At 70.2% G+C, this 25474-nt stretch carries 23 protein-coding genes; all 23 read left to right on the forward strand.

Annotation, left to right across the window (positions count from 1 at the left end):
• Window positions 1-32: 32 nt before the first annotated feature.
• Window positions 33-1178: a serine/threonine-protein kinase gene (locus tag CEP17_RS12000; RefSeq protein WP_036320741.1), complete on the forward strand. Its 1146-nt coding sequence runs from the start codon at window positions 33-35 to the stop codon at window positions 1176-1178.
• A complete protein-coding gene (locus tag CEP17_RS12005) occupies window positions 1178-7123 on the forward strand; it encodes an Ig-like domain-containing protein (protein WP_112932406.1) in 5946 nt (1981 codons plus the stop codon). Before CEP17_RS12000 ends, CEP17_RS12005 begins: the two co-directional genes overlap by 1 nt.
• Before the next feature lie 15 nt (window positions 7124-7138).
• On the forward strand, window positions 7139-8104 hold the full coding sequence (locus tag CEP17_RS12010; protein ID WP_112932407.1) for a MoxR family ATPase: 966 nt from the start codon (window positions 7139-7141) through the stop codon (window positions 8102-8104).
• Window positions 8105-8127: 23 nt separating this feature from the next.
• Complete coding sequence (locus tag CEP17_RS12015) at window positions 8128-9477, forward strand: DUF58 domain-containing protein (protein WP_239498522.1); 1350 nt, start codon at window positions 8128-8130, stop codon at window positions 9475-9477.
• Window positions 9474-11915, forward strand: coding sequence for a transglutaminase-like domain-containing protein (locus tag CEP17_RS12020; protein WP_112932409.1), 2442 nt, complete (start codon window positions 9474-9476; stop codon window positions 11913-11915). The genes CEP17_RS12015 and CEP17_RS12020 overlap by 4 nt, the downstream gene beginning before the upstream one ends.
• A complete protein-coding gene (locus CEP17_RS15345; RefSeq protein ID WP_112932410.1) occupies window positions 11912-13672 on the forward strand; it encodes an FHA domain-containing protein in 1761 nt (586 codons plus the stop codon). Before CEP17_RS12020 ends, CEP17_RS15345 begins: the two co-directional genes overlap by 4 nt.
• 291 nt (window positions 13673-13963) lie before the next feature.
• Window positions 13964-14332: a 30S ribosomal protein S12 gene (gene rpsL / locus CEP17_RS12030; protein WP_036318318.1), complete on the forward strand. Its 369-nt coding sequence runs from the start codon at window positions 13964-13966 to the stop codon at window positions 14330-14332.
• A gap of 5 nt (window positions 14333-14337) precedes the next feature.
• The gene (gene rpsG, locus CEP17_RS12035) at window positions 14338-14808 is read left to right on the forward strand and encodes a 30S ribosomal protein S7 (protein WP_005050524.1); all 471 of its coding nucleotides are present in this window, start codon (window positions 14338-14340) and stop codon (window positions 14806-14808) included.
• Window positions 14809-14925: 117 nt separating this feature from the next.
• Window positions 14926-17040, forward strand: a complete 2115-nt coding sequence (gene fusA / locus CEP17_RS12040; protein ID WP_005050523.1) for an elongation factor G — start codon at window positions 14926-14928, stop codon at window positions 17038-17040.
• Window positions 17041-17206: 166 nt separating this feature from the next.
• Window positions 17207-18400, forward strand: a complete 1194-nt coding sequence (gene tuf / locus CEP17_RS12045; RefSeq protein ID WP_005050522.1) for an elongation factor Tu — start codon at window positions 17207-17209, stop codon at window positions 18398-18400.
• Between the two features lie 152 nt (window positions 18401-18552).
• On the forward strand, window positions 18553-18765 hold the full coding sequence (locus CEP17_RS12050; RefSeq protein WP_112932411.1) for an Rv0909 family putative TA system antitoxin: 213 nt from the start codon (window positions 18553-18555) through the stop codon (window positions 18763-18765).
• A 936-nt stretch (window positions 18766-19701) separates the two neighbouring features.
• Window positions 19702-20010: a 30S ribosomal protein S10 gene (rpsJ, locus tag CEP17_RS12055; RefSeq protein WP_005050520.1), complete on the forward strand. Its 309-nt coding sequence runs from the start codon at window positions 19702-19704 to the stop codon at window positions 20008-20010.
• Window positions 20011-20020: 10 nt separating this feature from the next.
• Window positions 20021-20680 (forward strand): 50S ribosomal protein L3, encoded by a 660-nt coding sequence (gene rplC / locus CEP17_RS12060; RefSeq protein ID WP_005050519.1) that lies wholly within the window; start codon window positions 20021-20023, stop codon window positions 20678-20680.
• Window positions 20681-20682: 2 nt separating this feature from the next.
• Window positions 20683-21345, forward strand: coding sequence for a 50S ribosomal protein L4 (gene rplD, locus CEP17_RS12065; RefSeq protein WP_036318319.1), 663 nt, complete (start codon window positions 20683-20685; stop codon window positions 21343-21345).
• Entirely contained in the window at window positions 21342-21644 is a 303-nt protein-coding gene (rplW, locus tag CEP17_RS12070; RefSeq protein WP_036318320.1) for a 50S ribosomal protein L23, read from the forward strand. The genes rplD and rplW overlap by 4 nt, the downstream gene beginning before the upstream one ends.
• A gap of 24 nt (window positions 21645-21668) precedes the next feature.
• The gene (gene rplB, locus CEP17_RS12075; protein ID WP_036318321.1) at window positions 21669-22508 is read left to right on the forward strand and encodes a 50S ribosomal protein L2; all 840 of its coding nucleotides are present in this window, start codon (window positions 21669-21671) and stop codon (window positions 22506-22508) included.
• A 12-nt stretch (window positions 22509-22520) separates the two neighbouring features.
• Window positions 22521-22802: a 30S ribosomal protein S19 gene (gene rpsS / locus CEP17_RS12080; protein WP_005050512.1), complete on the forward strand. Its 282-nt coding sequence runs from the start codon at window positions 22521-22523 to the stop codon at window positions 22800-22802.
• Between the two features lie 39 nt (window positions 22803-22841).
• A complete protein-coding gene (rplV, locus tag CEP17_RS12085) occupies window positions 22842-23240 on the forward strand; it encodes a 50S ribosomal protein L22 (RefSeq protein WP_016463574.1) in 399 nt (132 codons plus the stop codon).
• Window positions 23240-24001 carry a 30S ribosomal protein S3 gene (gene rpsC, locus CEP17_RS12090; RefSeq protein ID WP_016463573.1) on the forward strand — a complete coding sequence of 254 codons (762 nt, stop codon included), beginning with the start codon at window positions 23240-23242 and terminating at the stop codon, window positions 23999-24001. Before rplV ends, rpsC begins: the two co-directional genes overlap by 1 nt.
• Entirely contained in the window at window positions 24001-24420 is a 420-nt protein-coding gene (gene rplP / locus CEP17_RS12095) for a 50S ribosomal protein L16 (protein WP_016463572.1), read from the forward strand. Before rpsC ends, rplP begins: the two co-directional genes overlap by 1 nt.
• Window positions 24420-24734: a 50S ribosomal protein L29 gene (rpmC, locus tag CEP17_RS12100; RefSeq protein WP_005050508.1), complete on the forward strand. Its 315-nt coding sequence runs from the start codon at window positions 24420-24422 to the stop codon at window positions 24732-24734. Before rplP ends, rpmC begins: the two co-directional genes overlap by 1 nt.
• Window positions 24734-25099, forward strand: coding sequence for a 30S ribosomal protein S17 (gene rpsQ, locus CEP17_RS12105; protein ID WP_036284607.1), 366 nt, complete (start codon window positions 24734-24736; stop codon window positions 25097-25099). Before rpmC ends, rpsQ begins: the two co-directional genes overlap by 1 nt.
• Window positions 25100-25102: 3 nt before the next feature.
• Window positions 25103-25471 carry a 50S ribosomal protein L14 gene (gene rplN, locus CEP17_RS12110; protein ID WP_005050506.1) on the forward strand — a complete coding sequence of 123 codons (369 nt, stop codon included), beginning with the start codon at window positions 25103-25105 and terminating at the stop codon, window positions 25469-25471.
• Window positions 25472-25474: the final 3 nt, after the last annotated feature.

Genomic DNA, 25474 nt, shown 5'->3' on the forward strand with positions numbered 1-25474 from the left:
GGAATGGGGTCGCGAGATGACTGAGGGGTGCCATGACGCGCAGGCTCCCGTCTGCGCCGCCGCAGCTGCCGGGGCTCGATTACGTGCGTCCGCTGGGATCCGGCGGCTTCGCCGACGTGTTCCTGTATCAACAGGACATGCCGCGACGCGCGGTCGCCGTGAAGGTGCTGCCGGCCGGCGAGCGTGACCCCGACCTGCTGCGCATGTTCAATGCCGAGGCGGACGTGCTGGCGCATCTGTCGGCGCACCCGGCGATCGTCACGGTCTACCAGGCCGGAATCTCCGCCGACGGACGGCCGTACATCGTGATGGAGTACTGTCCGGGCTCGCTCGCGCAGCGCTACCGGATCGAGCGGATGCCGGTGGACGAGGTGATGGCCGTCGCCGTACGTCTGGCCGGTGCGCTCGAGTCGGCGCACCGCGCCGGTCTCATCCACCGCGACATCAAGCCGAGCAACATCCTGGTGACCACTTTCGGGTCGGCGGTGCTGGCCGACTTCGGCATCTCCGCGTCGTTGCAGCGCAGCGCGGCATCCGACGTCCTGGCGATGTCGATTCCGTGGAGCGCGCCGGAAGTCGTCGCCGAGCACAGTGGCGGCACCATCGCGAGCGAGGTGTGGAGCCTGGGCGCGACCGTGTACTCGCTGCTGGCCGGGCACAGTCCGTTCGAGCGGCGCGAGAAGGATCAGAACACCCGCGAGCTGATGCGTCGCCGCATCGCGCGGGCGACGTTCGTGCCGATCGCCCGCCCGGATGTTCCCGACGCGCTGCAGCAGGTTCTCGCGACGGCGATGACCCGAGACCCCGACCGTCGCTACGCCTCGGCGCGGGAGTTCGGCGAGGCCGTCCGCGAGGTGCAGCGCGCGGCCGGGATCGCGCCCACGGCGCTGGAGGTGCCGACGGAGGAGTGGATGCCGGCATCCGACGCGATCGACTTCACCGACGTGTCGGCACGAGGACCGGCGCGCAGCCGCGTCGCGGAGGGGCGTCGGCGCGCCACGGCGGACCCCACGGCCCGACGCACCCCCGGCGGGGATGAGGACGCGACGGGGCTGAGCGCCTCCGCGCCGCGTGCGCTGTGGTCACCGCGGGTCATCGCGCTCTCGATCGTCGGCGCCCTCGTCGTCGGCGGCGGACTGCTGGCCGCGGCCGCGGCGCTGTGGACGGTGATGCGCTGATGAGGCGGGGCAGCATCGTCGGTCTCGCCGCCGCGGGCGCGACGGCGGCGCTGATCGCCGGTGTCAGCGTGGTGTGGCCGGGCCTGGACGCACAGCGCACCCCGCCGTCGCAGAGCTCCGCGTGGGTTCTGCAGGCCGACACGCTGCGCTACGCGCGCGTGAACACCGCGATCGGAGAGATCGACACGGTGCGCGCCGTCAGCAATCCGAGTCGGATCGTGACCTCCGCCGACGGTGCGTACATGTTCACCGACAACGACGCCAAGGTCGAGCGCATCGACGACGCCGCGCCGGTCGATCTCGACGCCGAGGGGCTGCGCACCGCGACGCCCGCGCCCGCCGGGACGGCCGACATCGACGCCTCCGGTGACGTCGTGGCCTACCGCACCGATGCGGGGGCGGTCTTCGCGGGGCGGCTCTCGGCCGGACCCGCCGCGCCGATCGACGTTCCGGCCGCCGCCGCCGTCGCGGCCGCATCGTCGGGCGTGGTCTTCAGCTATTCGGCGTCGGCCGGCACGGTTTCGCGGATCGACCTCGCCTCGGGAAGGGTCGTCGCCGCCGACAAGGTCGCGGCCACGGTGGAGCGCCCCGTCCTCACTGCCGCCGGCGATGACTGGGTGCTCCTGGACACTGCCGGCAGCGGTGCGGGACGGTTCTGGACAAGCCGTGGGACGGGCACGATCTCGCTGACGGGCACCATCGCGGTCAGCCGACCGGCGGTGGACGGCGATGCCGTCTACGTCGCCGACGACACGGGTCTGGTGCGCATTCCGGTCTCCGCGGTCGCGGCCGAGCGCATCTTCGGTGACAGCACGACCTCGCGAGGCACCCCCGCCCGTCCGGTCAGTCGCGGCGGCGTCATCAGCGCCGCGTGGCTTGCCGAGGGCACGCGCGGGGGCACCCTGTGGACCTCCACCGGAGGGGATGTGCCACTGGACTACGGCGGGCAGGGTCTGGGCTCCCAGCGTCGCCCCGTCTTCGTGGATGCCGGCGACAGCGTGATCCTCAACGATGCGCGATCAGGGTGGGTCTGGTCCGTCCCGGAAGGGCACCTGCTGCCCTCCAGCCAGAACTGGGACATCGAGGACGAGGTGAAGACGGCGCCGAAGACGTCGGACCAGAAGCCGCCGCCCATCATCGACCCGCGCCCTCCGGTCGCCGAGAACGATGCGTTCGGCGTGCGGCCGGGTGCCCTCGTGAGCCTTCCGGTCCTGCTGAACGATCACGATCCCAACGATGACGTCCTCGCCGTCGACCCCGCATCGGTCACCGGCCTCGACCCCGCCTTCGGCACCGTGACCACCACCGACGACCGCCAGCGCCTTGCGGTGCGGGTCGCCCCCGGAGCGACGGGATCGGCGACGTTCAGCTATGCGGTCACCGACGGCACGACGGCGGACGGGCTCGTTTCGCCGCCGGCGACGGTGACGCTGCGCGTCGCGGCGGAGGACGAGAACTCCGCCCCGGTGTGGTGCGGCGTCGAGGGGTGCCGCCAGGACTGGCCGAGCCCCGAGGTGGCTCCCGGGGGCACGGTGACCGTTCCCGTGCTCGGCGACTGGGTGGACCCGGAAGGCGACCCCGTTCTGCTCCTGTCGGCGAGCGACGACTCCGGTCTCGGCGAGGTCGCCACCACCCCGGAGGGCGACGTCGTGTTCCAGCACCGCGACGCCGGGGTGGCCGGCGAGCAGGCCGAGTCGATCACGGTGACCGTCGCCGACGTCCGCGGCGCCACAGCGACCCGGCAGCTCGTCGTGCGGATCCGGGGCGACGCGCAGCCGGCCCTGCAGTCGTTCGCGGTCGTCGACGTGGCGGGCTCGCGCGTGTCGGTCGACGTCGCCCCGCACGTCACGGGGACCGCCGGCGACCTGACGCTCACCGCGGCGCGCGTGCTCGACGATGCGGCGGCCACCGCGACCGTCGTCGGCGGCTCGACCACGTTCGACGTCGTCGCGGCGTCGCCGGGCGCCTACCGTGTCGCCGTCACGGTGTCTTCGGGAGGGCACGAGGCCACCGGCACCGTCCGACTCACGCTGCTCGACCCCGGCGGGCCCGCCGACCTGTCCACCTCGCCGGTCGTCGCCTTCGTGCGTCCGCAGGCCGATGCCACCGTCGACGCCCTGGCCGCGGTCACCAACCCCACCCGGCGGGTGCTGCTGCTGAGCGATCTGGTCATCCGCCCGGTCACCGGTGCGTCCCTGTCGGCCGACGTCGTGGCCCAGAGCCAGCTGCGGGTGTCGGGCTCGACGGCATCCGGCGCGTCGGGTCTGCTGGGAACCGTCTCCTACCGGGTCGGCGACGGCACGACCGACGAGGGTTCGGCCATCACCGGTGAAGCGACGGTGTACCTGCTGCCGCCCGCCGCCGAGCAGGCGCCGATCGCCGTCGACGATCGTGCCGTCGTGCGCGCGGGCGCGCAGATCGACATCCCGGTGCTGGACAACGACGTCGCGGCGGTCGGCACCCGCCCTCGCCTGGACCCCGAGTCGATCGTCGCCTCGCGCCCCGACGTCCTCGCCTTCGCCGCCGGCGATGTGCTGCGGGTGCTGGCTCCCACGACGCCGGGGGACGTCACGATCTCCTATCGGGCGTTCACGACCGGCGCACCGGCGCTCGGCGACACCGCCACGGTGCACCTGAGCGTGGTCGGCGACGGAGCGAACCGCGACCCCCTGCCGCGGACGCTCTCGGGGCGGGTGCTCAGCGGACTGTCCACGGTCATCGCGTTCGACGGCTTCGGGATGGATCCGGACGGCGACGTCGTGCGTCTGGATCGCATCGTCGATCAGCCCGCGCACGGCTCGGCCGTCATCTCCGCCGACGGTGCGTCCATCGTCTACTCCAGCGACGCCGGGAGTTCGGGGCAGGACACGTTCACCTACCGGGTGGTGGACCCGTCCGGCGCCGCGGGCGTCGGAACCGTCCGCGTCGGGGTGCTGAGCGGCGATGCCAGTCCTGCCCCCATCACCTACACCGATTACGTGCAGGTGCAAGCCGGTGACGGCAACGTGCTGCGCGTGCATCCCCTCGCCAATGACATCGACCCCCTGCAGGGCACGCTGACCCTGCAGCGGGTGCGCCCCGACGTGCCTCAGTTCGCGTTGGACGGGTCGCCGACGGCGGAGTTCACCCGTCTGCAACAGCGACTCGTGTCGCAGAGCGACGACACGGTCACGATCGCGGCGGGACCGACACCCGGGACGATGTCGTTCCTCTACGACGTGGTCTCCTCGGCCGGAAACACCGCCCGCGGCCTCATCGTCGTGCGGGTGGTCGCCCAGCGCGTCGCCGACTTCCCGGTCGTCTCCGACACCGTGCTCGACGCCGACGGACGCGCCGATCTGGCGCGAGGCATCGACGTGCTCTCCGGCAAGGTGCTGTGGTCCGGAGGCGACACGGGCGACCTGTCGGTCGGGCTCTGGGCACCGGTGGACGGCATCACCGTCGAGGGGACGCGCCTGGTGGGCACCGTCGACGACCGCGCCCACGTGATCCCCTTCTCGGTCACGGGGCAGACGTCCGCCGGACCCGTGACGACGTACGCGTTCCTGAGGATCCCGGCCGCCGCCGATACGCCGTTGGCGCTGCGTGCCGGGGCGCCCCCGCTCACCGTCGGCGAGAACGCGCAGGCCGATGTCGACCTCGCCGCGCTCATCACGGTGCCACGCGGTCGCGCCCTGGAGTTGTCCGGCGAGACCCGCGCCTCGGGCGCGCGGCCCGGGGCATCGTGCACCGCCGTCGGCGGAACCACCCTGCGTTACGCGGCCGGCGCGGACGCGCCGTGGACGGACACCTGCCGGGTGCTCGTACGCCTGGCCGGTCAGCCGGCCTGGACCGTCCTGGCCATCCCGGTCGTGGTGACCCCGATCGCCCCGCAGCCGCGGCTGTCGCCGGCCGCGCTCGAGGTCGCTCCGGGCGACACCCAGGTCTTCGACCTCGGCGCGATGACCACCTGGCAAGGGCGCCCCGAGGCGATCGTCTACCGGGTCGACGGGACCCCGGCATCCTTCGACCTCGCGCTGCAGGGCGCGCAGCTCAGCGTTCGAGGCCGCGATGCGGCCGCCCCCGGCACGATCGAGAGCGTCGTCGTCCAGGTGACGTCGCACCCGGGTGTCGCCCCGGCGCGGATCTCCCTGCGGGTCGGCGCCGCCCCGTCCACGTTGCCCCAGGGCGGTTCGGTGCAGCAGCAGTGCAGCCAGGCATCGGGCTCGTCGTGCACGATCGACGTCATCGGTGCGGTCGGCGAGGTCAACCCGCTGCCGGGTACGCCGCTGCAGGTCGTCTCGGTCGCCCCGGCCGGCGTCTGCACCGGAGTGAGCTTCGCGGTGGTCTCGCCCAGCCGCGTCTCGGCATCGTGGACCTCGGATGCGCCGGGTGCGACGTGCGCGGCGAGCTTCACCGTCCGCGACGCCCAGGGCCGCCAGAGCGCGAGCGCCCGGGACGGGCGGATCCTCCTCGACCTGCAGGGCTATCCGAAGGCGCCGGCGAGCGTGGCCCAGTCCGCCTACGCCGACGGCTCTCTCACGCTCCGCGTCGATCCCGGACCGGCGCAGGCCGCCTACCCGGTGCTCACCGGGTTCGAGGTCCGTCAGGGCGGCCAGCGCGTGGCGGTGTGCACCCCGCAGGGCATCTGCCCGCCGATCAGCGCCCCGAACGGCGAGCAGCGCTCCTACGAGGCCGTCGCGGTGAATGCGGTGGGGTCATCGCTCACCGCGGTGCGCACGACCGCGTGGGCGTACGACCCGCCGTCCGCTCCCACGGGTGCGACCGCGGCTCCCGTCGTCGCGGGCGCCGACGGCGGCGTCGCGTCGCTGGCGATCTCCGGCGTGGATGCCGCGAACACCGGATCTCTGCAGATCACCAGTCCGGTCGGCGAGACGCAGACGATCGCCGTCGGCTCGTCGCAGACCACCGTCACGGTGCCCGCGTTCCGCGTGGGCGCGAACACGGCGACCGACGTGACGATCACGCCGCTGTCGCGGTACACGGCCCCACCGGGACTGCCCGGCCCCGCCATCGGCTCCACGACGGTGTCGGCGCACGGCATCGGTGCGCCGACGCAGGGCACCCTGACCCTCACGGCCGTCAACGTCGGCGGCGGCCGCGTCGACATCACGGCGGTGGGAACGGCGACGCCGGGGGGCGACGGCGCCCGCGTGCGTTACGGCATCGTGCGTCTCGACGGCCCCGTCGCCCAGGACGGCGCCCCGGTCTCCGTCGACAGCTGTCGCACGAGCGACGACGGCGGACAACGCGTCTTCCGCGGTCTTCCGGACGGGCGCCTGTACACCTTCGCCCTCTGCGCGGAGTCGTGGTTCGATTCCCGCTCCTTCGGTCGGGCCACCGTCACCAACACGGTGCGCGCGGTGCAGAGCGGAGCCGCGCCGACCGGGTACACCTTCGTCGTCGGCCCCACCGCCCACGTCGCCGGCGACGGCACCCCGTCGGGCCGCGCCACGTGGACGATCGATCAGACGCCCACGTCGCCCGAGACGCCGCCGAACGACAACAACGTCGTCTTCCGGGGACTGCCGAGCAGCGTGTTCGACAAAGACCCCGGGATCGAGGTGCGCTACGAGCACAAGGACGGGTGGTGGCAGTCGGACTGGGGCGACGTCGTCCCCGCCGCCGGCAGCGCTCCCTACCAGGTGCAGGCGTCCTGGTCGCTCGGCACGTGCACCGGCGGCACGACCCTCACGCGCAACGCCGGATCGAGCGGCTCGGATGCCGCGGTGACGTTCGATGCCGCCGGCATCCGCTACTACGACAAGAACGACGCGTTGCTGGTTCCCGGCACGGACCCGTGGACGGTGCCCGCGGAGGCCGTGCGCGTCACCGGCATCCGTGTCGTCGTCGACTGGTCCGGGCAAGGCTGGAGCCTCGCCCCCGCGAGCGCAGAACTCGCGACACGCTGTACGCCCTCCACCGCGCCGAACCCGGCCGGCTGACCCGACGGAGTCCTCATGACGATCACCACCGAGCAGGCGACCTGGTTCGCCCAGACCTTCGCGCAACTGGCCGACAACGTCGAGCGCGCCGTGCTCGGCAAGCGTCACGTCGTCGAGCTCATCCTGACCGCCATGCTCAGCGAAGGACACGTGCTCATCGAGGACGTGCCGGGCACGGGCAAGACGTCCCTCGCTCGCGCCGTGGCCCAGTCGGTGCAGGGGACGACGACCCGCATCCAGTTCACCCCCGACCTGCTTCCGGGCGACATCACCGGAATCACCGTCTACGACCAGAAGACCGGCGCGTTCGAGTTCCACCCCGGCCCCATCTTCGCCAACATCGTCCTCGCCGACGAGATCAACCGCGCGAGTCCGAAGACGCAGGCCGCGCTGCTCGAAGTGATGGAGGAGGGGAGCGTGACCATCGACGGCGTCACGCGCGCCGTCGGCGCCCCCTTCCTCGTGCTCGCCACGCAGAACCCGGTCGAGCAAGCCGGCACCTACCGACTGCCCGAGGCCCAGCTCGACCGCTTCCTGCTGCGCACGGCGCTCGGCTACCCCGATCATGCGGCCACCGTCCGCATCCTCGATCGCGCCGCGGTCGCGACCGCGGACCTGGCGCCCGTGCTCACTCCGGGCGCGCTGGTCGGTATGAGCGAACTGGCCGCTGACGTCTACGTGGACGCGCTCGTGCTCGACTACATCGCGCGGCTCGTCGATGCGACCCGAGCCGCTGACGAGGTGCGCCTCGGCGTCAGCATCCGCGGGGCTCTCGCCCTGACGCGTGCCGCACGCACCACCGCCGCCGCCCACGGTCGCACCTACGTCACTCCCGACGACGTCAAGCGTCTCGCCGTCCCGGTTCTCGCCCACCGCCTGATCCTGCATGCGGAGGCCGAGTTCGACGGTGTGGCCCCCGCGGCGGTCATCGGCCAGGTCCTTCTCGACGTGCCGCCGCCCACCCGCCGGGACAGCGCGTGAGCAGCGTCGAGAGCCGCTCGTCCGTGACCGACACCCGGCTCACGCGCACGTCGGCCACCGGGCTCACCGGCGAGCGGACCGAGGTGACGGCTCGCCGCGGACGTCGCCTCGTGGGAGCGGCCGTCCGCGCCTCGCGAGCCTGGGCGAGCGGACGTTCGGCCGTGCGCGCCGCCATCGCCTGGTGTCGTGCCACGATCCGGCCCGCCGGGGCCCTGGTCGTGCTCACCTCGACCGTCGGCCTCGCCGCCGGTCTCGCGTTCGGATGGGTCGAGGCGCTCGTCGCCGGGGCGGCGGCCGGGGCACTGCTCGTGATGGCCCTGCCCTTCTTGCTCGGAGCCCGCGCGTACGAGGTGCGGGTGGTGCTCGAGCGGGAGCGCGTCGTCGCCGGGGCGGCGGCGCGGGCGGGCATCGCCGTGCGCAACATCGGGCGCACCACGGCGCTGCCGGGCCGCATCGACATCCCGATCGGACCCGGTCTGGTCGAGGTCGGCATCCCGCTCCTCGCCGCCGACGAGGTCTCCCGGCACGCGGTGGATCTGCCGCCGCAGCGGCGCGGCATCGTGCGCATCGGCCCCGCGACGACGATCCGCTCCGACCCGCTCGGTCTGCTGCGGCGCGAGCACGCCTTCGACGAGGTGCAGGAGCTGTTCGTCCACCCGCGCACGGTCACCGTGCCGTCCACGAGCGCGGGACTCATCCGCGACCTCGACGGCAGCGCGACCCGGCGACTGGTCGATGCGGACATGTCCTTCCACGCGATCCGCGAGTACGCGCCCGGTGATGCGCGCCGACAGATCCACTGGAAGTCGACCGCGAAGACGGGCCGGCTGATGGTCCGGCAGTACGAGGAGTCGCGCCGCTCGCGGATGGCGGTCGTGCTCGGACTCTCCAGCGCGGAATACGCGTCCGACGACGAGTTCGAACTCGCCGTCAGTGCGGCATCCTCCCTGGCGCTGCGGGCTGTGCACGACGCGCGCGACCTCGACATCGTCGTCGGTGCCGAGATCCCGCGCGTCGTGCGGGGTCGCCTGCGCGCCATCCGACACATCGCCGCGAGTGCTCCGCGCGCCGTGCTCGACGGCTTCAGCGGTGTCGATCGTCTCGTCGAGACGATGCCGTTCCCCGAGGTGTGCCGGCTGACCGCCGAGGCGAACGAGCGGCTCTCGGTCGCCGTGCTGGTCGCCGGCTCGGGCGTGCCTCTCACGTCTCTGCGCCTGGCGGCACTGGCTTTTCCGGTGGATGCCGCGATCATCGCCGTCCGCTGCGACGAGCGCGCGCATCCGCGCGCGCAGACCGTCGGTCCCCTCACCGTCGTCACGATCGGTGCGCTCGAGGACCTCGCCGGACTCCTCCTGCGCGGAGCGCGCTCGTGAGGGTCGCGGCCGGGGCGCTGTACGCTCTCGCAGCCGTGGGGCTGGCGGCGGTGGCGGCCTGGCCGGTCTACCGCTCGGCGTCGTTCCTGCTGCTGGTGGCTGCGGCATCCGTTCTCGCGGGAGCGATCGCCGCCCTCGTCGCCTGGCGGCGATGGAACGGCTGGGCTGCCGCCGGGCTGCTCGCCGGTGCACTCCTCGTGGTCGGCGTGCCCGTGGCCGTCCCCTCGCGCGCCGGAGCACCGGCGCCGTTCCTCCAGGGACTGGGTGAGCTCGTCGCGGGGCTGCTGTGGGGCTGGAAGGACCTGCTCACCGTCGACCTGCCGGTCGGGTCCTATCGCAACCTGCTGGTGCCGGCGCTCGTCGTGTTCCTCGTCGGTACCGCCAGCGTCCTGCTGCTGAGCTGGCGCACAGACGCGCTCGCCGTGCTCGCTGTGCCCGTGGCGATCGCGATGGCCGGCTTCGGGCTGCTGTTCGGCAGCACGGAGCTCAGCGCGCCGCTGGTTGTCGGACCCGTCGTCCTTCCCGCTCCGGTCGAAACGGCCGTCGGCGCCGGGGTGCTGCTCAGTGGGGTGCTGTGGCTGTCGTGGCGCACCCGCGCCGCGCGGGTGCAGGCACTTCGTCGGGCGTCGGGCGCGGCCAGCGTGCGGGTGGCCGGCGGCGCCGCGCGGGGAGCGGGTGCACGACTGCGCCGGCTCGGGCTCGGCGTCGGCATGGTCGTCGTCGCCGCGGCCGTCGCCGTCGCGGTGCCGGCGGTGGCGGTGCCGTCGCAGCGCGACGTCCTGCGCGAGGCGACGGGACCGCGTCAGGAGATCTCGCGCGCGGTCAGCCCGTTGAGCGCGTATCGGACGCTGTTCGCCGATGCGCGCGTCGACGAGGAGCTTTTCCGCATCACCGGCGATGCGCTCCCCGATCGCGTGCGACTGGCCGTGCTGGACGATTACGACGGCGCGGTCTTCCGCACCGACCCGGCGGGCGAGCCGTTCGTGCGGCTCGCGGCGGCGCGCGTTCTCGGTGCGGGCGCTCCCATCGATGCCGAGGTGACGATCGGTGCGCTGGACGGCATCTGGATGCCGACGGCCGGCGCCGTGGCATCCGTCGACTTCGCCGGACCGCGCGCCGCCGCGCTCGCCGACGGGTTCTACGTGAGCGGTGCCCGCGAGGCGGCGGTCGAGACGACACCGTGGAGCGCCGGTGACACGTACCGCCTCCGCGCCGCAGCACCGGCGGTGAGCGCCCTCACCTCGGCGGCTGCTCCCGGGGGACAGGCGGGGGTGTCGGTGACCGCGGCCGACGGCGGCGAACTCGTGGCGCCGGCGAGCCTGCGCACCTGGATGCAGCAGCATGTCGTCGGCACGGGCGGTGCAGCCCTGGACGGACTCGTCGCGCTGCTGCGCTCGCGCGGCTACCTGAGCCACGCGCTGCGCGCTCCGGCCGGCGGCGCCGCGTGGATGCAGCAGCTAGGCGCGGGCTACACCTTCGCGCCGAGCGCATCGGGACACTCGCTGGCGCGCATCGACAGTATGTTCACGGCATTGCTCGCCCGCGAGGCCGACCCCGCCGCCGTGGCTGCGGACGACCTCGTGGCCGCCGTCGGCGACGACGAGCAGTTCTCGACCGCCGTCGCCCTCATCGCCCGCGAGCTGGGCTTTCCGGCGCGGATCGTCGTCGGCACGCGGCTCGTGTCGAGCGACCCGGACGCCGCGACGTGCGCCGACGGAGTGTGCCGCGCCGGCGACGTCTCGGCCTGGGTGGAGGTGCGCTCGGCATCCGGGGAGTGGATCCCGGTCGACGTCACCCCCCAGCACACGCGCCCGCCGCGCACCGAGCGCACCGAGCAGCCCGACCCGCAGATCGCCACGTCGGTGCGCCCCGACGGGGTCGACGAGGTCCAGCCCCAGCGTCCCGCGCAGGAGGACAGTGCCGCGCCGACCGACCGACCCGACCCCCTCGACCTGCGCTGGCTGTGGACGACGCTGGGTATCACCGGCGGCGTCCTCGCGGTTCTGCTCGTGCTCGCCGGCCCGTTCGCGGCGATCATGATCGCCAAGGCCCTGCGCCGCCGACGGCGACGGCGCCAGGACCGACCCGCCGACGCGATCGCCGGGGGGTGGGACGAGTACCTAGACGCCGCCGCCGACGCCGGCCGTCGCACACCGCCCGCGGCCACGCGCTCCGAGATCGCACGGGCGCTGGCTCGTCCTGCGGCGGGAACCCTCGCGCGGACGGCCGATGAAGCGGTCTTCTCCGCCCGCCCGATGTCCTCCGACGAGGCCGAGGAGTTCTGGCGGATCGTCGAGGACGAGCGGGCCGCGCTCGCGACGAACAGGTGGCGCCGGCTGCGTGCAGCCGTATCGTTGAGATCGTTCGTCCCGCGATCGTTCCGGTCACACTTCGAGAGGGGGAGCCGTGCGGCCTCGCGCCCGCGGCGCACCGCATGAACGCACCCATCGGCGACTCCGTCGGCGCTCTGCTGGGCCTCGTCGCCCTGGCGGTGGGCCTCGCTCTCTATGTCTGGACCGCGCTGGCGCTGGCCGCGATGTTCCGCAAGATGGGAGAGGCCCCCTACAAGGGGTGGGTTCCCGTGTGGAACGTCGCCACCCTCCTCCGGTGGGGAGGCTTCAGCCCGTGGCTCGTTCTGATCGCGCTCTTCCCGGTGCTGGGGCCGATCGTGCTGTGGGTGCTGGTCGTCGTCGCGGCGCACCGGATCAATCCGGGCTTCGGCTACGGGGGCGGCATGACCGCCCTCGCGGCGGTGCTGTTCGTCGTGTGGGCAAGCATTCTCGGTTTCGGGCCCGCGCGATGGCTCGGCGCGCGCGCCGGCGGCATGTCGGCGCACCGCCGCGAACAGCCACGCGCGAGCCTCGGCGGTGTGTTCGCCGAACCCGCCCCGATGACGCCGGAAGCCGCGGTCGTCTCTGCATTGCCGCCGGCCGCGGCGGCGGAGCCGGCAGCACCGACCGACGACGTGCGCGAGGACGACGACGACCTGGCGCGGCTCTTCGCTCCTCCCGCTCCCGCCGCCGCACCGGCCTGGACCCCGCCGGAGACGACGGTGCCGCCCGCCTCGCCGTCGACGGTCGCCCCGGCGCCCGCGGAAACGGCGCCGGCGGAACCTGCCCCCGCACGGCCCGAGGCGGGAACCGTCGCCGTCGATGCGCTCGATGCGCTCGACGAGCCCGTCGCGACGTCGTCGCCGTCCCCGGCCGCCGTGGTCCGTCCGCCCGCTCCGGCGCCCGTATCGGCATCCGCCGCGGTCCGCGCCGGGGAAGCCGCCGCTGACGACGACGCGGCGTGGCCGTCGGAGATCGATGATGTCTCGGCGATCGCGCCCTCCCCGTTCCCGCCCAGCTCCGGTGCCGGATGGCGCCACGCGATGCCGCCGGTCACCGATGATGCCCCCATCGACTTCGTGCCGGGCCGTCGCAGCACCGCGCTGCCGTCGCCGCACGACGTCGGCGAGGCGGCGGATGCACCGGCACCGGCGCCCCGGGTCTCCGCGGCCGCGGCAGCCGCCCGAGCCGCCCACGGCGTACCGGCCGAACCCGCCGCGGATGCGTCCGACTCCGCGGTCGACGGCTCCCAGGCGGGCTCCTCGGACGCGCCCGCCGCGGGGGAGCGTGGGCTCGCGCCGGAGGCGGCGGAGCCGCCGCTGCGTCGCGCACGACCGTGGCCGGCGTTCGCGGTCGCCCCGAACGAACCCGATGGCTTCCCGGAGCTGTCGGGCGAGGTCTCGGCGGTCATCGGATCGCCCGCCGCCGGGTCGCCCCGCTCCGCCGCGGGCGCCGTCGCGGCCCAGCATCGCCGCGACCAGAGCGTCGACGACGACATCGACCAGACGGTGATCACGCGGCGGGTCCGCGCGGCCGTGTGGCAGTTGGTCCCCGCCGCCGGCGCACCGGTGGCGATCACGGCGGACGTCGTCATCCTCGGGCGTCGCCCGGCAGCCGACACGGCCTTCCCGAAAGCGCAGCTCATCGCCGTTGCGGGCGAGGCTCTCACCGTGTCCAAGACCCACGCCCGCCTCGAACGGCACGACGACGTCTGGACGATCACCGATCTGGCCTCGACGAACGGGGTGCTCGTTCGCACCTTCATGGGCGAGGAGGTCGAGGTGGAGCCGGGCTCGAAGATCGACGCGGGGGAGCGGTTCTTCCTCGGCGACGAGGAGTTCCACCTCGCGCGCATCGAACGCTGAGGCGAGCGCGGCGGGAGCAGGGCGCGACTCACCGGGCGCGTTTGCCCGCGTTCGTCATACGGCGTAGTATTGACCGGGTGTGCGTATACGCGCGCCGTCCGCCGTGCCACGGCATCCGGACGGGGTTCGGCACACGATCGGGACCGGTCTGCGAACAGGCCGCCCCCACGGCATATCCACCACCCATGCTCGGCATCCGCCGTGTCGGTGGATCTGTGGTGAAACCACCATCGCTGTCACCGTGCAGCACCTGTGCAGGCGAGAGCCCGCACAGCTTTACAAGGAGAGAACGTGCCAACCATTCAGCAGTTGGTTCGCAAGGGACGTACGCCCAAGGTCACCAAGACCAAGGCGCCCGCCCTGAAGTCGAACCCGCAGCAGGCGGGTGTCTGCACCCGCGTGTACACGACCACGCCCAAGAAGCCGAACTCGGCGATGCGCAAGGTCGCCCGTGTCAAGCTTCGCAACGGCACCGAGGTCACGGCCTACATCCCGGGTGAGGGCCACAACCTGCAGGAGCACTCGCTCGTGCTCGTCCGTGGAGGCCGTGTCAAGGACCTCCCCGGTGTCCGCTACAAGATCGTTCGCGGCGCCCTGGACACCCAGGCCGTCAAGAACCGCAAGCAGGCCCGTAGCCGCTACGGCGCCAAGAAGGGCTGAGTCCGATGCCTCGCAAGGGACCCGCACCTCGCCGCGTCGTCGTCAACGACCCGGTCTACGGTGCTCCGATCGTCACCCAGCTGGTGAACAAGATCCTCGTCGACGGCAAGAAGTCGCTCGCCGAGTCGATCGTCTACAACGCTCTGAAGGGCGTCGAGGCGAAGAACGGCCAGGATGCCGTCGCGACCCTCAAGAAGGCGCTCGACAACGTCCGCCCCACCCTCGAGGTCAAGAGCCGCCGCGTCGGTGGTTCGACCTACCAGGTGCCGGTCGAGGTCAAGCCGCACCGCGCGAACACGCTCGCGCTGCGCTGGCTCGTCAGCTACGCGAAGGGTCGTCGTGAGAAGACGATGACCGAGCGTCTGCAGAATGAGATCCTCGACGCCTCGAACGGCCTGGGTGCCGCGGTCAAGCGCCGCGAAGACACCCACAAGATGGCCGAGTCGAACCGCGCCTTCGCTCACTACCGCTGGTAACGCGTTTCGACGCGCTGCGCTCGCTCAACGACCGGCGGTCACTCCCCGGTCGTTGAGCGAGGCCCGCAGGGCCGCGTCGAAGCGTCCGCAACCCGAACACACACGTAAGGACACCCCGTGGCACAAGAAGTGCTCACCGACCTCAACAAGGTCCGCAACATCGGCATCATGGCGCACATCGATGCCGGCAAGACGACGACGACCGAGCGCATCCTGTTCTACACGGGTGTCAACCACAAGCTGGGCGAGACCCACGACGGCGCCTCGACCACCGACTGGATGGAGCAGGAGAAGGAGCGCGGCATCACGATCACGTCCGCCGCCGTGACCTGCTTCTGGAACAAGCACCAGATCAACATCATCGACACCCCCGGACACGTGGACTTCACGGTCGAGGTCGAGCGGTCGCTGCGCGTCCTCGACGGTGCCGTCGCCGTCTTCGACGGCAAGGAGGGCGTCGAGCCCCAGTCCGAGACGGTCTGGCGCCAGGCCGACAAGTACGACGTGCCCCGCATCTGCTTCGTCAACAAGATGGACAAGCTGGGCGCCGACTTCTACTTCACCGTCGACACGATCGTGAACCGTCTGGGCGCCAAGCCGCTCGTGCTGCAGCTGCCGATCGGTGCCGAGAACGACTTCGTGGGCGTCGTCGACCTCGTCGAGATGCGCGCACTGGTCTGGCCCGGCGACGCCAAGGGTGATGTCACCATGGGCGCCAAGTACGAGGTCCAGGAGATCCCGGCCGACCTCGCCGACCGTGCGGCCGAGTACCGCGAGAAGCTGCTCGAGACGGTCGCCGAGTCCGACGAGGCGCTGCTGGAGAAGTACTTCGGCGGCGAAGAGCTCACGCTCGCCGAGATCAAGGGCGCCATCCGCAAGCTCACCGTCGCCGGTGACCTGTACCCGGTGCTCTGTGGTTCGGCCTTCAAGAACCGCGGCGTGCAGCCGATGCTCGACGCGGTCGTGGACTACCTGCCCTCGCCCCTGGACGTGCCCGCCATCGAGGCGCACGACCCGAAGGACGAGGAGAAGGTCATCGAGCGTCACCCCGACGCCAACGACCCCTTCGCCGCGCTCGCGTTCAAGGTCGCGGTGCACCCCTTCTTCGGCCGTCTGACCTACATCCGCGTCTACTCGGGTCACCTCGACTCGGGTGCGCAGGTCATCAACTCGACCAAGGGCAAGAAGGAGCGCATCGGGAAGATCTTCCAGATGCACGCCAACAAGGAGAACCCCGTCGACGCGGTCACCGCGGGCAACATCTACGCCGTGATCGGCCTGAAGGACACCACCACCGGTGACACCCTCGCCGACCCGAACGAGCCCGTCGTCCTCGAGTCGATGACCTTCCCCGAGCCCGTCATCGAGGTCGCCATCGAGCCGAAGACCAAGGCCGACCAGGAGAAGCTGGGCACCGCGATCCAGAAGCTCGCCGAAGAGGACCCGACCTTCCGCACCGAGCTCAACCCCGAGACCGGCCAGACGGTCATCAAGGGAATGGGCGAGCTGCACCTCGACATCCTCGTCGACCGCATGAAGCGCGAGTTCAAGGTCGAGGCCAACGTCGGAAAGCCCCAGGTGGCGTACCGCGAGACGATCAAGAAGGCCGTCGAGCGTCACGACTACACCCACAAGAAGCAGACCGGTGGTTCGGGTCAGTTCGCGAAGATCCAGTTCGCGATCGAGCCGCTCGAGGTCACGGCCGACAAGACGTACGAGTTCGAGAACAAGGTCACCGGTGGCCGCATCCCGCGCGAGTACATCGAGCCGACCAACCAGGGCTTCCAGGACGCGATGAACGTCGGTGTCCTCGCGGGCTACCCCGTCGTGGGCGTCAAGGCGATCCTGCTCGACGGCGCGTCGCACGACGTCGACTCGTCCGAGATGGCGTTCAAGATCGCCGGCTCCATGGGCTTCAAGGAGGCCATCCGCAAGGCGAACCCCGCCATCCTCGAGCCGCTCATGGCGGTCGAGGTGCGCACGCCCGAGGAGTACATGGGCGACGTCATCGGCGACCTGAACTCGCGTCGTGGCCAGATCCAGTCGATGGAGGACGGGTCGGGCATCAAGATCGTGCGCGCCCTCGTCCCGCTGTCGGAGATGTTCGGCTACATCGGCGACCTGCGCTCGAAGACCTCGGGCCGGGCCGTGTACTCGATGGAGTTCGACTCGTACGCGGAGGTCCCCAAGGCCGTCGCCGACGAGATCGTCCAGAAGAACAAGGGCGAGTAACCCTCTGGGATGCTGTGCGCCGAGCCTTCTGCGTAGACCGCTTCGCGCACAGCATCCGCACAAACTGAATACAGACCCAGTCGTCTAGACTGACACCCATCCCCGTAGAGCACCGGTCGCAATCCAGCGCCCGGAACCTCTACATGAATGTCCTGAGGAGGACCCAGTGGCCAAGGCCAAGTTCGAGCGGACCAAGCCGCACGTCAACATCGGAACGATCGGTCACGTCGACCACGGCAAGACCACGCTCACCGCTGCGATCTCGAAGGTGCTCGCCGACAAGTACCCGTCGGCGACCAACGTGCAGCGTGACTTCGCGTCGATCGACTCGGCTCCCGAAGAGCGTCAGCGTGGTATCACGATCAACATCTCGCACGTCGAGTACGAGACCCCGAAGCGCCACTACGCGCACGTCGACGCGCCCGGCCACGCCGACTACATCAAGAACATGATCACCGGTGCCGCTCAGATGGACGGCGCGATCCTCGTGGTCGCCGCCACCGACGGTCCGATGGCTCAGACGCGTGAGCACGTTCTGCTCGCCAAGCAGGTCGGCGTTCCCTACCTGCTGGTCGCGCTCAACAAGAGCGACATGGTCGACGACGAGGAGATCCTGGAGCTCGTCGAGCTCGAGGTTCGTGAGCTGCTCAGCTCGCAGGACTTCGACGGCGACAACGCTCCCGTCGTCCGCGTCTCGGGCCTGAAGGCTCTCGAGGGCGACGAGAAGTGGGTCGAGTCGATCGTCGAGCTGATGAACGCCGTCGACGAGTCCATCCCGGACCCGGTGCGCGACAAGGACAAGCCGTTCCTCATGCCCATCGAGGACGTCTTCACGATCACCGGTCGTGGCACCGTCGTCACGGGCCGCGCCGAGCGTGGCACGCTGGCCATCAACTCCGAGGTCGAGATCGTCGGCATCCGCCCGACGCAGAAGACGATCGTCACCGGTATCGAGATGTTCCACAAGCAGCTCGACGAGGCCTGGGCCGGCGAGAACTGTGGTCTGCTCCTGCGCGGCACCAAGCGTGACGACGTCGAGCGTGGTCAGGTCGTCGTCAAGCCGGGTTCGGTCACGCCGCACACCGACTTCGAGGGCACCGCGTACATCCTCTCCAAGGAGGAGGGTGGCCGTCACAACCCGTTCTTCACGAACTACCGCCCGCAGTTCTACTTCCGCACCACCGACGTCACCGGCGTCATCACGCTGCCCGAGGGCACCGAGATGGTCATGCCCGGCGACACCACGGAGATGACGGTCGAGCTGATCCAGCCGATCGCCATGGAAGAGGGCCTCGGCTTCGCGATCCGTGAGGGTGGCCGCACCGTCGGTGCCGGTACCGTCACCAAGATCCTGAAGTAAGCACTTCACACCGACGATGCCCCCGGGAGCCACGTGCTCCCGGGGGCATCGTCGTCTCTGCGCGACCATCCCCCTAGGCAGCCGGCTCCCGCGACGCCAGAATGTCCTCAGCGCGCTCCCGCGCGGTATCGATCGACCAGGAGGGGATGGCCATGGGGCTGGACGACATCGTGAATCAGGGTAAGCAGTTCCTCGAGCAGAACAAGGACAAGATCGACGAGGTGATCCACTCCGACAAGGCGGAGGAGGTCAGCGACGGCGTGCTGGACGCTGCGGCCGACTTCGTCAAGAAGATCGCCCCCGATCAGTTCGACGGCAAGGTCGACGAGGTGCGCGATCAGGTGGACGGCGCCCTCGGCAACTGACCGGCGATCAGCGCCGACGTGGTCGGATGAGGGGGTGGATGCCGCGGCATCCACCCCCTCATCGCACCGTGTCGAAAACGAGATCAAACCCGACTTGACGCGGGGTCGCGCACCATCTAGCGTCAGCAGTGGTCAGTACGACGCCGGGGGGCTGAAAACCGACTGAACGAACTGTGGGGGTTCGTTCCGCCGCATCGCGCAGAAGCTGCGTGTGTGCACGGTGACAGGTTGTGGGGGCATGAGCGCTGCTCGTGGATGTATGGGGGATGCTGTTCGGGGGACCCGAGCGCACTCGTCGCGGTTCGGCGTTTCCGACCGCGTGTCCCTGGCTCCTGCCGGCGATGGACTCCTCGCCGTCGATGTGGATGCCGGGGGGCGTCCTCATCGCGGTCGTCCGCGTCTGCACGTCGTTCTGGACGCCGCGCCATCGCGTCGGGGGGACGCGGCGCGCTGAGACCCGGGACGCGCGGTCGGGGGGTCGCGCGTCCCGCGGAGACCGGGAGGGGTGGGCTTTCCCCAAGGGCCCGCCCCTCCCCTTTTTCTGTCTCACGAGCGCGACGAGATCCCGCGCACGCGTCACTCATGCGGCGGCGACACGCCCGGGTTTGCGACACGCCCGGCGGACACGTAGACTAGTCCAGTTCCACATTCCTGCGTGCGCGCGACTGACAAGACGCGCGGCGTGCGGGATCACTGCCAGGGCAGTGCATAGGCGGCGCATCCTCTTCGGAATCGCGCACTGACCTAGGCCGCGGGCAGCAGAACAACACAATCCGATCTCTCCTGGTCACAGGATTCGTGCGCGTGCGCGCGAACGATCGGAACTGACATCAGAACAGCGGTGCGCAAGTGCCCGGCACAACCCTGTGCCATGTGCGTCCAATGCCCCCTGAGCGATCAGGGCAGGTACGACGCGAGAAAGAGAGTGAGCAGACAATGGCGGGACAGAAGATCCGCATTCGCCTGAAGTCGTATGACCACGAGGTCATCGACACGTCGGCGCGCAAGATCGTCGACACGGTGACCCGCGCAGGCGCCACCGTCGTGGGCCCCGTGCCCCTTCCGACCGAGAAGAACGTCGTGTGCGTCATCCGGTCGCCCCACAAGTACAAGGACAGCCGCGAGCACTTCGAGATGCGCACCCACAAGCGCCTCATCGACATCATCGACCCGACGCCCAAGGCCGTCGACTCGCTGATGCGCCTCGACCTCCCGGCCGACGTCAACATCGAGATCAAGCTCTGAGGTCCCGGTCATGGCACACATCAACGAAAAGGTTTCCAAGGGCCTGCTCGGCACGAAGCTCGGCATGACCCAGGTCTGGGACGAGAACGGCAAGCTCGTTCCCGTCACCGTCATCGAGGTGGCCCCCAACGTGGTCACCCAGGTGCGCACGCCGGAGCGCGACGGCTACAACGCCGTCCAGATCGCCTACGGCCAGATCGACCCCCGCAAGGTCAACAAGCCCCAGACGGCCCACTTCGAGGCCGCGGGCGTGACCCCCCGCCGCCACCTCACCGAGGTGCGCACCGCGGATGCCGCTGACTACTCACTCGGTCAGGAGCTCACCGTGGACGCCACCTTCGAGGCCGGCCAGCTGGTCGACGTCGTCGGCACCAGCAAGGGCAAGGGCACCGCGGGTGTCATGAAGCGCCACAACTTCAAGGGTGTCTCCGCCTCGCACGGTGCGCACCGCAACCACCGCAAGCCCGGCTCGATCGGCGCCTCGTCGACGCCGAGCCGCGTCTTCAAGGGCATGCGCATGGCCGGCCGTATGGGTGGCGAGCGCGTGACCGTCCTCAACCTCACGGTGCACGCCGTCGACGCCGAGAAGGGTCTGCTGCTCGTCAAGGGCGCCGTCCCCGGTGCGCGCGGCCGCATCGTCTACGTCCGCAACGCAGTGAAGGGTGCCTGATCATGGCTGACTCGACTCTCGCGCTCGACGTCCACAGCCCCAGCGGCAAGAAGGCCGGCTCGGTCGCTCTTCCCGCTGCGCTGTTCGACGTCAAGACGAACATCCCGCTGATCCACCAGGTCGTCGTCGCGCAGCTCGCGGCGGCTCGCCAGGGCACGCACTCGACCAAGCGTCGTGGCGAGGTCTCCGGTGCCGGCCGCAAGCCCTTCAAGCAGAAGGGCACGGGTAACGCCCGTCAGGGCTCCATCCGCGCGCCGCACATGACCGGTGGTGGCATCGTCCACGGCCCGAAGCCGCGCGACTACTCGCAGCGCACCCCCAAGAAGATGATCGCCGCCGCCCTTCTGGGCGCGCTGAGCGACCGTGCTCGCGGTGGCCGTCTGCACGTCGTCGACTCCTTCGGCATCGAGGGCGCCCCGTCGACCAAGGCCGCTGCGGCCGTCCTCGCCGAGCTCGCTCCGACCAAGAACGTCCTGGTCGTCATCGAGCGTGGCGACGAGCTGTCGGTCAAGAGCGTTCGCAACCTCGCGTACGTCCACGTCCTCAGCTTCGACCAGCTGAACGCCTACGACGTGCTCGTCTCCGACGACATCGTCTTCACCAAGGCCGCCTACGACGCGTTCGTCGCGTCCAAGAGCGCCACCACCGAGGAGGTCTCGGCATGAACGTCTCCCTCAACAAGGACCCGCGCGACATCATCCTGAAGCCGGTCGTCTCGGAGAAGAGCTACGGGCTCATCGACGAGGGCAAGTACACCTTCCTGGTGGACCCGCGCTCCTCGAAGACCGAGATCAAGCTCGCGATCGAGAAGATCTTCGGCGTCAAGGTCGCCGCGGTCAACACGCTCAACCGCGCGGGCAAGTCCCGCCGCACCCGCTTCGGCACCGGTAAGCGCAAGGACACCAAGCGCGCCATCGTCACGCTCAAGTCGGGCACCATCGACATCTTCACGGCCGTCGGCTGACAGCTGGGATAGAGGACAACCAACATGGCTATTCGCAAGTACAAGCCCACGACCCCGGGTCGCCGCGGTTCGTCGGTGGCCGACTTCGCCGAGATCACGCGATCGACGCCCGAGAAGTCGCTGCTCCGTCCGCTGTCGAAGACCGGTGGTCGCAACAACCAGGGGCGCATCACCACGCGTCACATCGGTGGCGGTCACAAGCGTCAGTACCGCGTCATCGACTTCCGTCGCAATGACAAGGACGGCGTCAACGCCAAGGTCGCACACATCGAGTACGACCCCAACCGCACCGCGCGCATCGCGCTGCTGCACTACGTGGACGGCGAGAAGCGCTACATCCTCGCGCCGAACAAGCTGCAGCAGGGCGACATCGTCGAGTCCGGTCCGGGCGCCGACATCAAGCCGGGCAACAACCTGCCGCTGAAGAACATCCCCACCGGTACCGTGATCCACGCGATCGAGCTCCGCCCCGGCGGCGGCGCGAAGATGGCGCGTTCGGCCGGTGCGTCGGTTCGCCTGGTCGCCAAGGACGGCCCCTACGCGCAGCTTCGTCTGCCGTCGGGCGAGATCCGCAACGTCGACGCGCGCTGCCGCGCCACGATCGGCGAGGTCGGCAACGCCGAGCAGTCGAACATCAACTGGGGCAAGGCCGGCCGTAACCGCTGGAAGGGCATCCGCCCGACCGTCCGCGGTGTCGCGATGAACCCGGTCGACCACCCGCACGGTGGTGGTGAGGGCAAGACGTCCGGTGGACGTCACCCCGTCTCTCCTTGGGGCCAGGCTGAGGGTCGCACCCGCCACGCCAACAAGGAAAGCGACAAGTACATCGTCCGTCGTCGCAACGCCGGCAAGAAGCGCAAGTAGGAGTAGAGGAAGATGCCTCGCAGCCTGAAGAAGGGCCCCTTCGTCGACGAGCACCTGCTTCGCAAGGTCGTCTCGCAGAACGATGCCGGCACCAAGAACGTCATCAAGACCTGGTCGCGCCGTTCGATGATCATCCCCGCCATGCTGGGACACACCATCGCCGTGCACGACGGACGCAAGCACATCCCCGTGTTCGTGTCCGAGACCATGGTCGGTCACAAGCTGGGCGAGTTCGCGCCCACCCGCACCTTCCGCGGCCACGAGAAGGACGACAAGAAGGGTCGCCGCCGCTGACGCGGTGGCGTTCCTAGAGAGGACTAGAGGAGGAGAGAAATGGTGGATTCCATCGCACGCGTGAAGCACATCCGCGTGACCCCTCAGAAGGCTCGTCGTGTCGTCGCGCTGATCAAGGGCAAGCAGGCTCAGGAGGCCCTGGCCATCCTGAAGTTCGCGCCCCAGAGTGCCAGCGAGCCGATCTACAAGCTCGTCGCCGCTGCGGTCGCCAACGCCCGTGTGAAGGCTGACAAGGACGGCGAGTTCCTGGACGAGCAGGACCTTTACGTGCGCAACGCGTACGTCGACGAGGGCACGACGCTCAAGCGTTTCCAGCCCCGCGCACAGGGCCGCGCCTTCCAGATCAAGAAGCGCACGAGCCACATCACCGTCGAGCTCGCGACCCCCGAGGTCGATGAGGCCGCGGCCGGCTCCACGAACAAGAAGGCGAGCAAGTAATGGGACAGAAGGTCAACCCGTACGGCTTCCGCCTCGGCATCACCACGGACCACGTGTCGCGTTGGTTCTCCGACTCCACGAAGCCGGGACAGCGTTACGCCGACTACGTGGCCGAGGACGTCAAGATCCGTAAGCTCCTGCAGACGCAGCTGGACCGCGCCGGCGTGAGCGGCATCGAGATCGAGCGCACGCGTGACCGCGTCCGCGTCGACATCCACACCGCCCGCCCCGGCATCGTCATCGGTCGCCGCGGCGCCGAGGCCGAGCGCATCCGCGCCGACCTCGAGAAGCTCACCGGCAAGCAGATCCAGCTGAACATCCTCGAGGTCAAGAACCCCGAGGCCGACGCTCAGCTGGTCGCCCAGGGCATCGCCGAGCAGCTCTCCGCCCGCGTGGCCTTCCGCCGCGCGATGCGCAAGGGTCTGCAGGGCGCACAGCGCGCCGGCGCCAAGGGCATCCGCATCCAGGTCTCGGGTCGTCTCGGCGGCGCCGAGATGAGCCGTTCGGAGTTCTACCGCGAGGGTCGTGTGCCGCTGCACACGCTGCGCGCGAACATCGACTACGGCTTCTACGAGGCCAAGACCACCTTCGGCCGCATCGGTGTGAAGGTCTGGATCTACAAGGGCGACCTCACCAACAAGGAGCTCGCTCGCGAGCAGGCCAACGCGCCGAAGGCACCCCGCGGTCGTGACGACCGTGGTGGCGACCGTCGTCGCGCGCCCCGCAACGAGGCGCCCGTCGCAGAAGGAGCATCGGCATAATGCTTATTCCCCGTAAGGTCAAGTACCGCAAGCAGCACCACCCGGGTCGCGCGGGCCAGGCCACCGGCGGCACGAAGGTCTCCTTCGGCGAGTTCGGCATCCAGGCCCTCACCCCCGCGTATGTGACCAACCGTCAGATCGAGTCCGCTCGTATCGCGATGACGCGTCACATCAAGCGTGGCGGCAAGGTGTGGATCAACATCTACCCCGACCGTCCCCTCACCAAGAAGCCCGCCGAGACCCGCATGGGTTCCGGTAAGGGTTCGCCGGAGTGGTGGGTCGCCAACGTCAAGCCGGGTCGCGTCCTGTTCGAGGTCGCGGGCGTCAACGAGCAGCTCGCTCGCGAGGCGCTCACCCGTGCAATTCACAAGCTGCCCCTGAAGGCACGCATCATCAAGCGCGAGGAGGGCGACGCGTAATGGCTGTCGGAACCAAGACGCTCGCTCCGAGCGAGCTGGACACGTTCGAGGACCAGCGCCTCGTCGAAGAGCTGCGCAAGGCCAAGGAAGAGCTGTTCAACCTGCGCTTCCAGTCGGCCACCGGCCAGCTCGAGAGCCACGGCCGCATTCGCGCCGTCAAGCGCGACATCGCGCGGCTCTACACCGTGATCCGCGAGCGCGAGCTCGGCATCCGTGCCACGCCCGCCCCCGTCGAGGTCGCGTCCAAGGCGAAGAAGACCAAGGCCAAGAAGGCGGATGACGCTGCCGAGGCCACGAAGGAAGAGGCCGAGTGATGGCTGAGACCACCGAGAAGAAGGCCGCCAAGAAGGCGCCGGCCGCCGAGGCCGTCGTCGAGGCGCCCGCTGCCGGTCACGAGTCGGCTGCCCACGACGTGCGCGATGCGGACGCCCGTGGCTACCGCAAGTCGCGTCGTGGCTACGTCGTCAGCGACAAGATGGACAAGACGATCGTCGTCGAGGTCGAGGACCGCGTGAAGCACCCGCTCTACGGCAAGGTCATCCGTCGCACGTCGAAGGTCAAGGCCCACGACGAGCAGAACAGCGCCGGCATCGGCGACCTCGTGCTGATCAACGAGACCCGGCCGCTCAGCGCCACCAAGCGGTGGCGCCTGGTCGAGATCCTCGAGAAGGCGAAGTAAGAAATGATCCAGACTGAGTCCCGCCTCAAGGTCGCCGACAACACCGGCGCCAAGGAGCTGCTCACGATCCGCGTGCTCGGCGGCTCCAACCGCCGTTACGCCGGTCTCGGCGACATCATCGTCGCGACCGTCAAGGACGCGATCCCCGGCGGCAACGTCAAGAAGGGCGATGTGGTCAAGGCCGTCATCGTCCGCACCAAGAAGGAGGTCCGTCGTCCCGACGGCTCCTACATCAAGTTCGACGAGAACGCCGCCGTCATCCTGAAGAACGACGGGGAGCCCCGCGGCACCCGCATCTTCGGACCGGTCGGTCGTGAGCTTCGTGACAAGAAGTTCATGAAGATCGTGTCGCTCGCACCGGAGGTGATCTGACCC

It is taken from the genome of Microbacterium sp. PM5, assembly GCF_003293595.1.
In the GTDB taxonomy this organism is placed as follows: domain Bacteria; phylum Actinomycetota; class Actinomycetes; order Actinomycetales; family Microbacteriaceae; genus Microbacterium.

Excerpts from the sequence above, each read along its gene's own strand:
- CEP17_RS12000 (WP_036320741.1), top strand. The coding sequence starts at position 33 with ATGACGCGCAGGCTCCCGTCTGCGCCGCCGCAGCTGCCGGGGCTCGAT.
- CEP17_RS12005 (WP_112932406.1), top strand. The coding sequence starts at position 1,178 with ATGAGGCGGGGCAGCATCGTCGGTCTCGCCGCCGCGGGCGCGACGGCG.
- CEP17_RS12010 (WP_112932407.1), top strand. The coding sequence starts at position 7,139 with ATGACGATCACCACCGAGCAGGCGACCTGGTTCGCCCAGACCTTCGCG.
- CEP17_RS15345 (WP_112932410.1), top strand. The coding sequence starts at position 11,912 with ATGAACGCACCCATCGGCGACTCCGTCGGCGCTCTGCTGGGCCTCGTC.
- rpsG (WP_005050524.1), top strand. The coding sequence starts at position 14,338 with ATGCCTCGCAAGGGACCCGCACCTCGCCGCGTCGTCGTCAACGACCCG.
- CEP17_RS12050 (WP_112932411.1), top strand. The coding sequence starts at position 18,553 with ATGGGGCTGGACGACATCGTGAATCAGGGTAAGCAGTTCCTCGAGCAG.
- rpsJ (WP_005050520.1), top strand. The coding sequence starts at position 19,702 with ATGGCGGGACAGAAGATCCGCATTCGCCTGAAGTCGTATGACCACGAG.
- rplC (WP_005050519.1), top strand. The coding sequence starts at position 20,021 with ATGGCACACATCAACGAAAAGGTTTCCAAGGGCCTGCTCGGCACGAAG.
- rplD (WP_036318319.1), top strand. The coding sequence starts at position 20,683 with ATGGCTGACTCGACTCTCGCGCTCGACGTCCACAGCCCCAGCGGCAAG.
- rplW (WP_036318320.1), top strand. The coding sequence starts at position 21,342 with ATGAACGTCTCCCTCAACAAGGACCCGCGCGACATCATCCTGAAGCCG.
- rplB (WP_036318321.1), top strand. The coding sequence starts at position 21,669 with ATGGCTATTCGCAAGTACAAGCCCACGACCCCGGGTCGCCGCGGTTCG.
- rpsS (WP_005050512.1), top strand. The coding sequence starts at position 22,521 with ATGCCTCGCAGCCTGAAGAAGGGCCCCTTCGTCGACGAGCACCTGCTT.
- rplV (WP_016463574.1), top strand. The coding sequence starts at position 22,842 with ATGGTGGATTCCATCGCACGCGTGAAGCACATCCGCGTGACCCCTCAG.
- rpsC (WP_016463573.1), top strand. The coding sequence starts at position 23,240 with ATGGGACAGAAGGTCAACCCGTACGGCTTCCGCCTCGGCATCACCACG.
- rplP (WP_016463572.1), top strand. The coding sequence starts at position 24,001 with ATGCTTATTCCCCGTAAGGTCAAGTACCGCAAGCAGCACCACCCGGGT.
- rpmC (WP_005050508.1), top strand. The coding sequence starts at position 24,420 with ATGGCTGTCGGAACCAAGACGCTCGCTCCGAGCGAGCTGGACACGTTC.
- rpsQ (WP_036284607.1), top strand. The coding sequence starts at position 24,734 with ATGGCTGAGACCACCGAGAAGAAGGCCGCCAAGAAGGCGCCGGCCGCC.
- rplN (WP_005050506.1), top strand. The coding sequence starts at position 25,103 with ATGATCCAGACTGAGTCCCGCCTCAAGGTCGCCGACAACACCGGCGCC.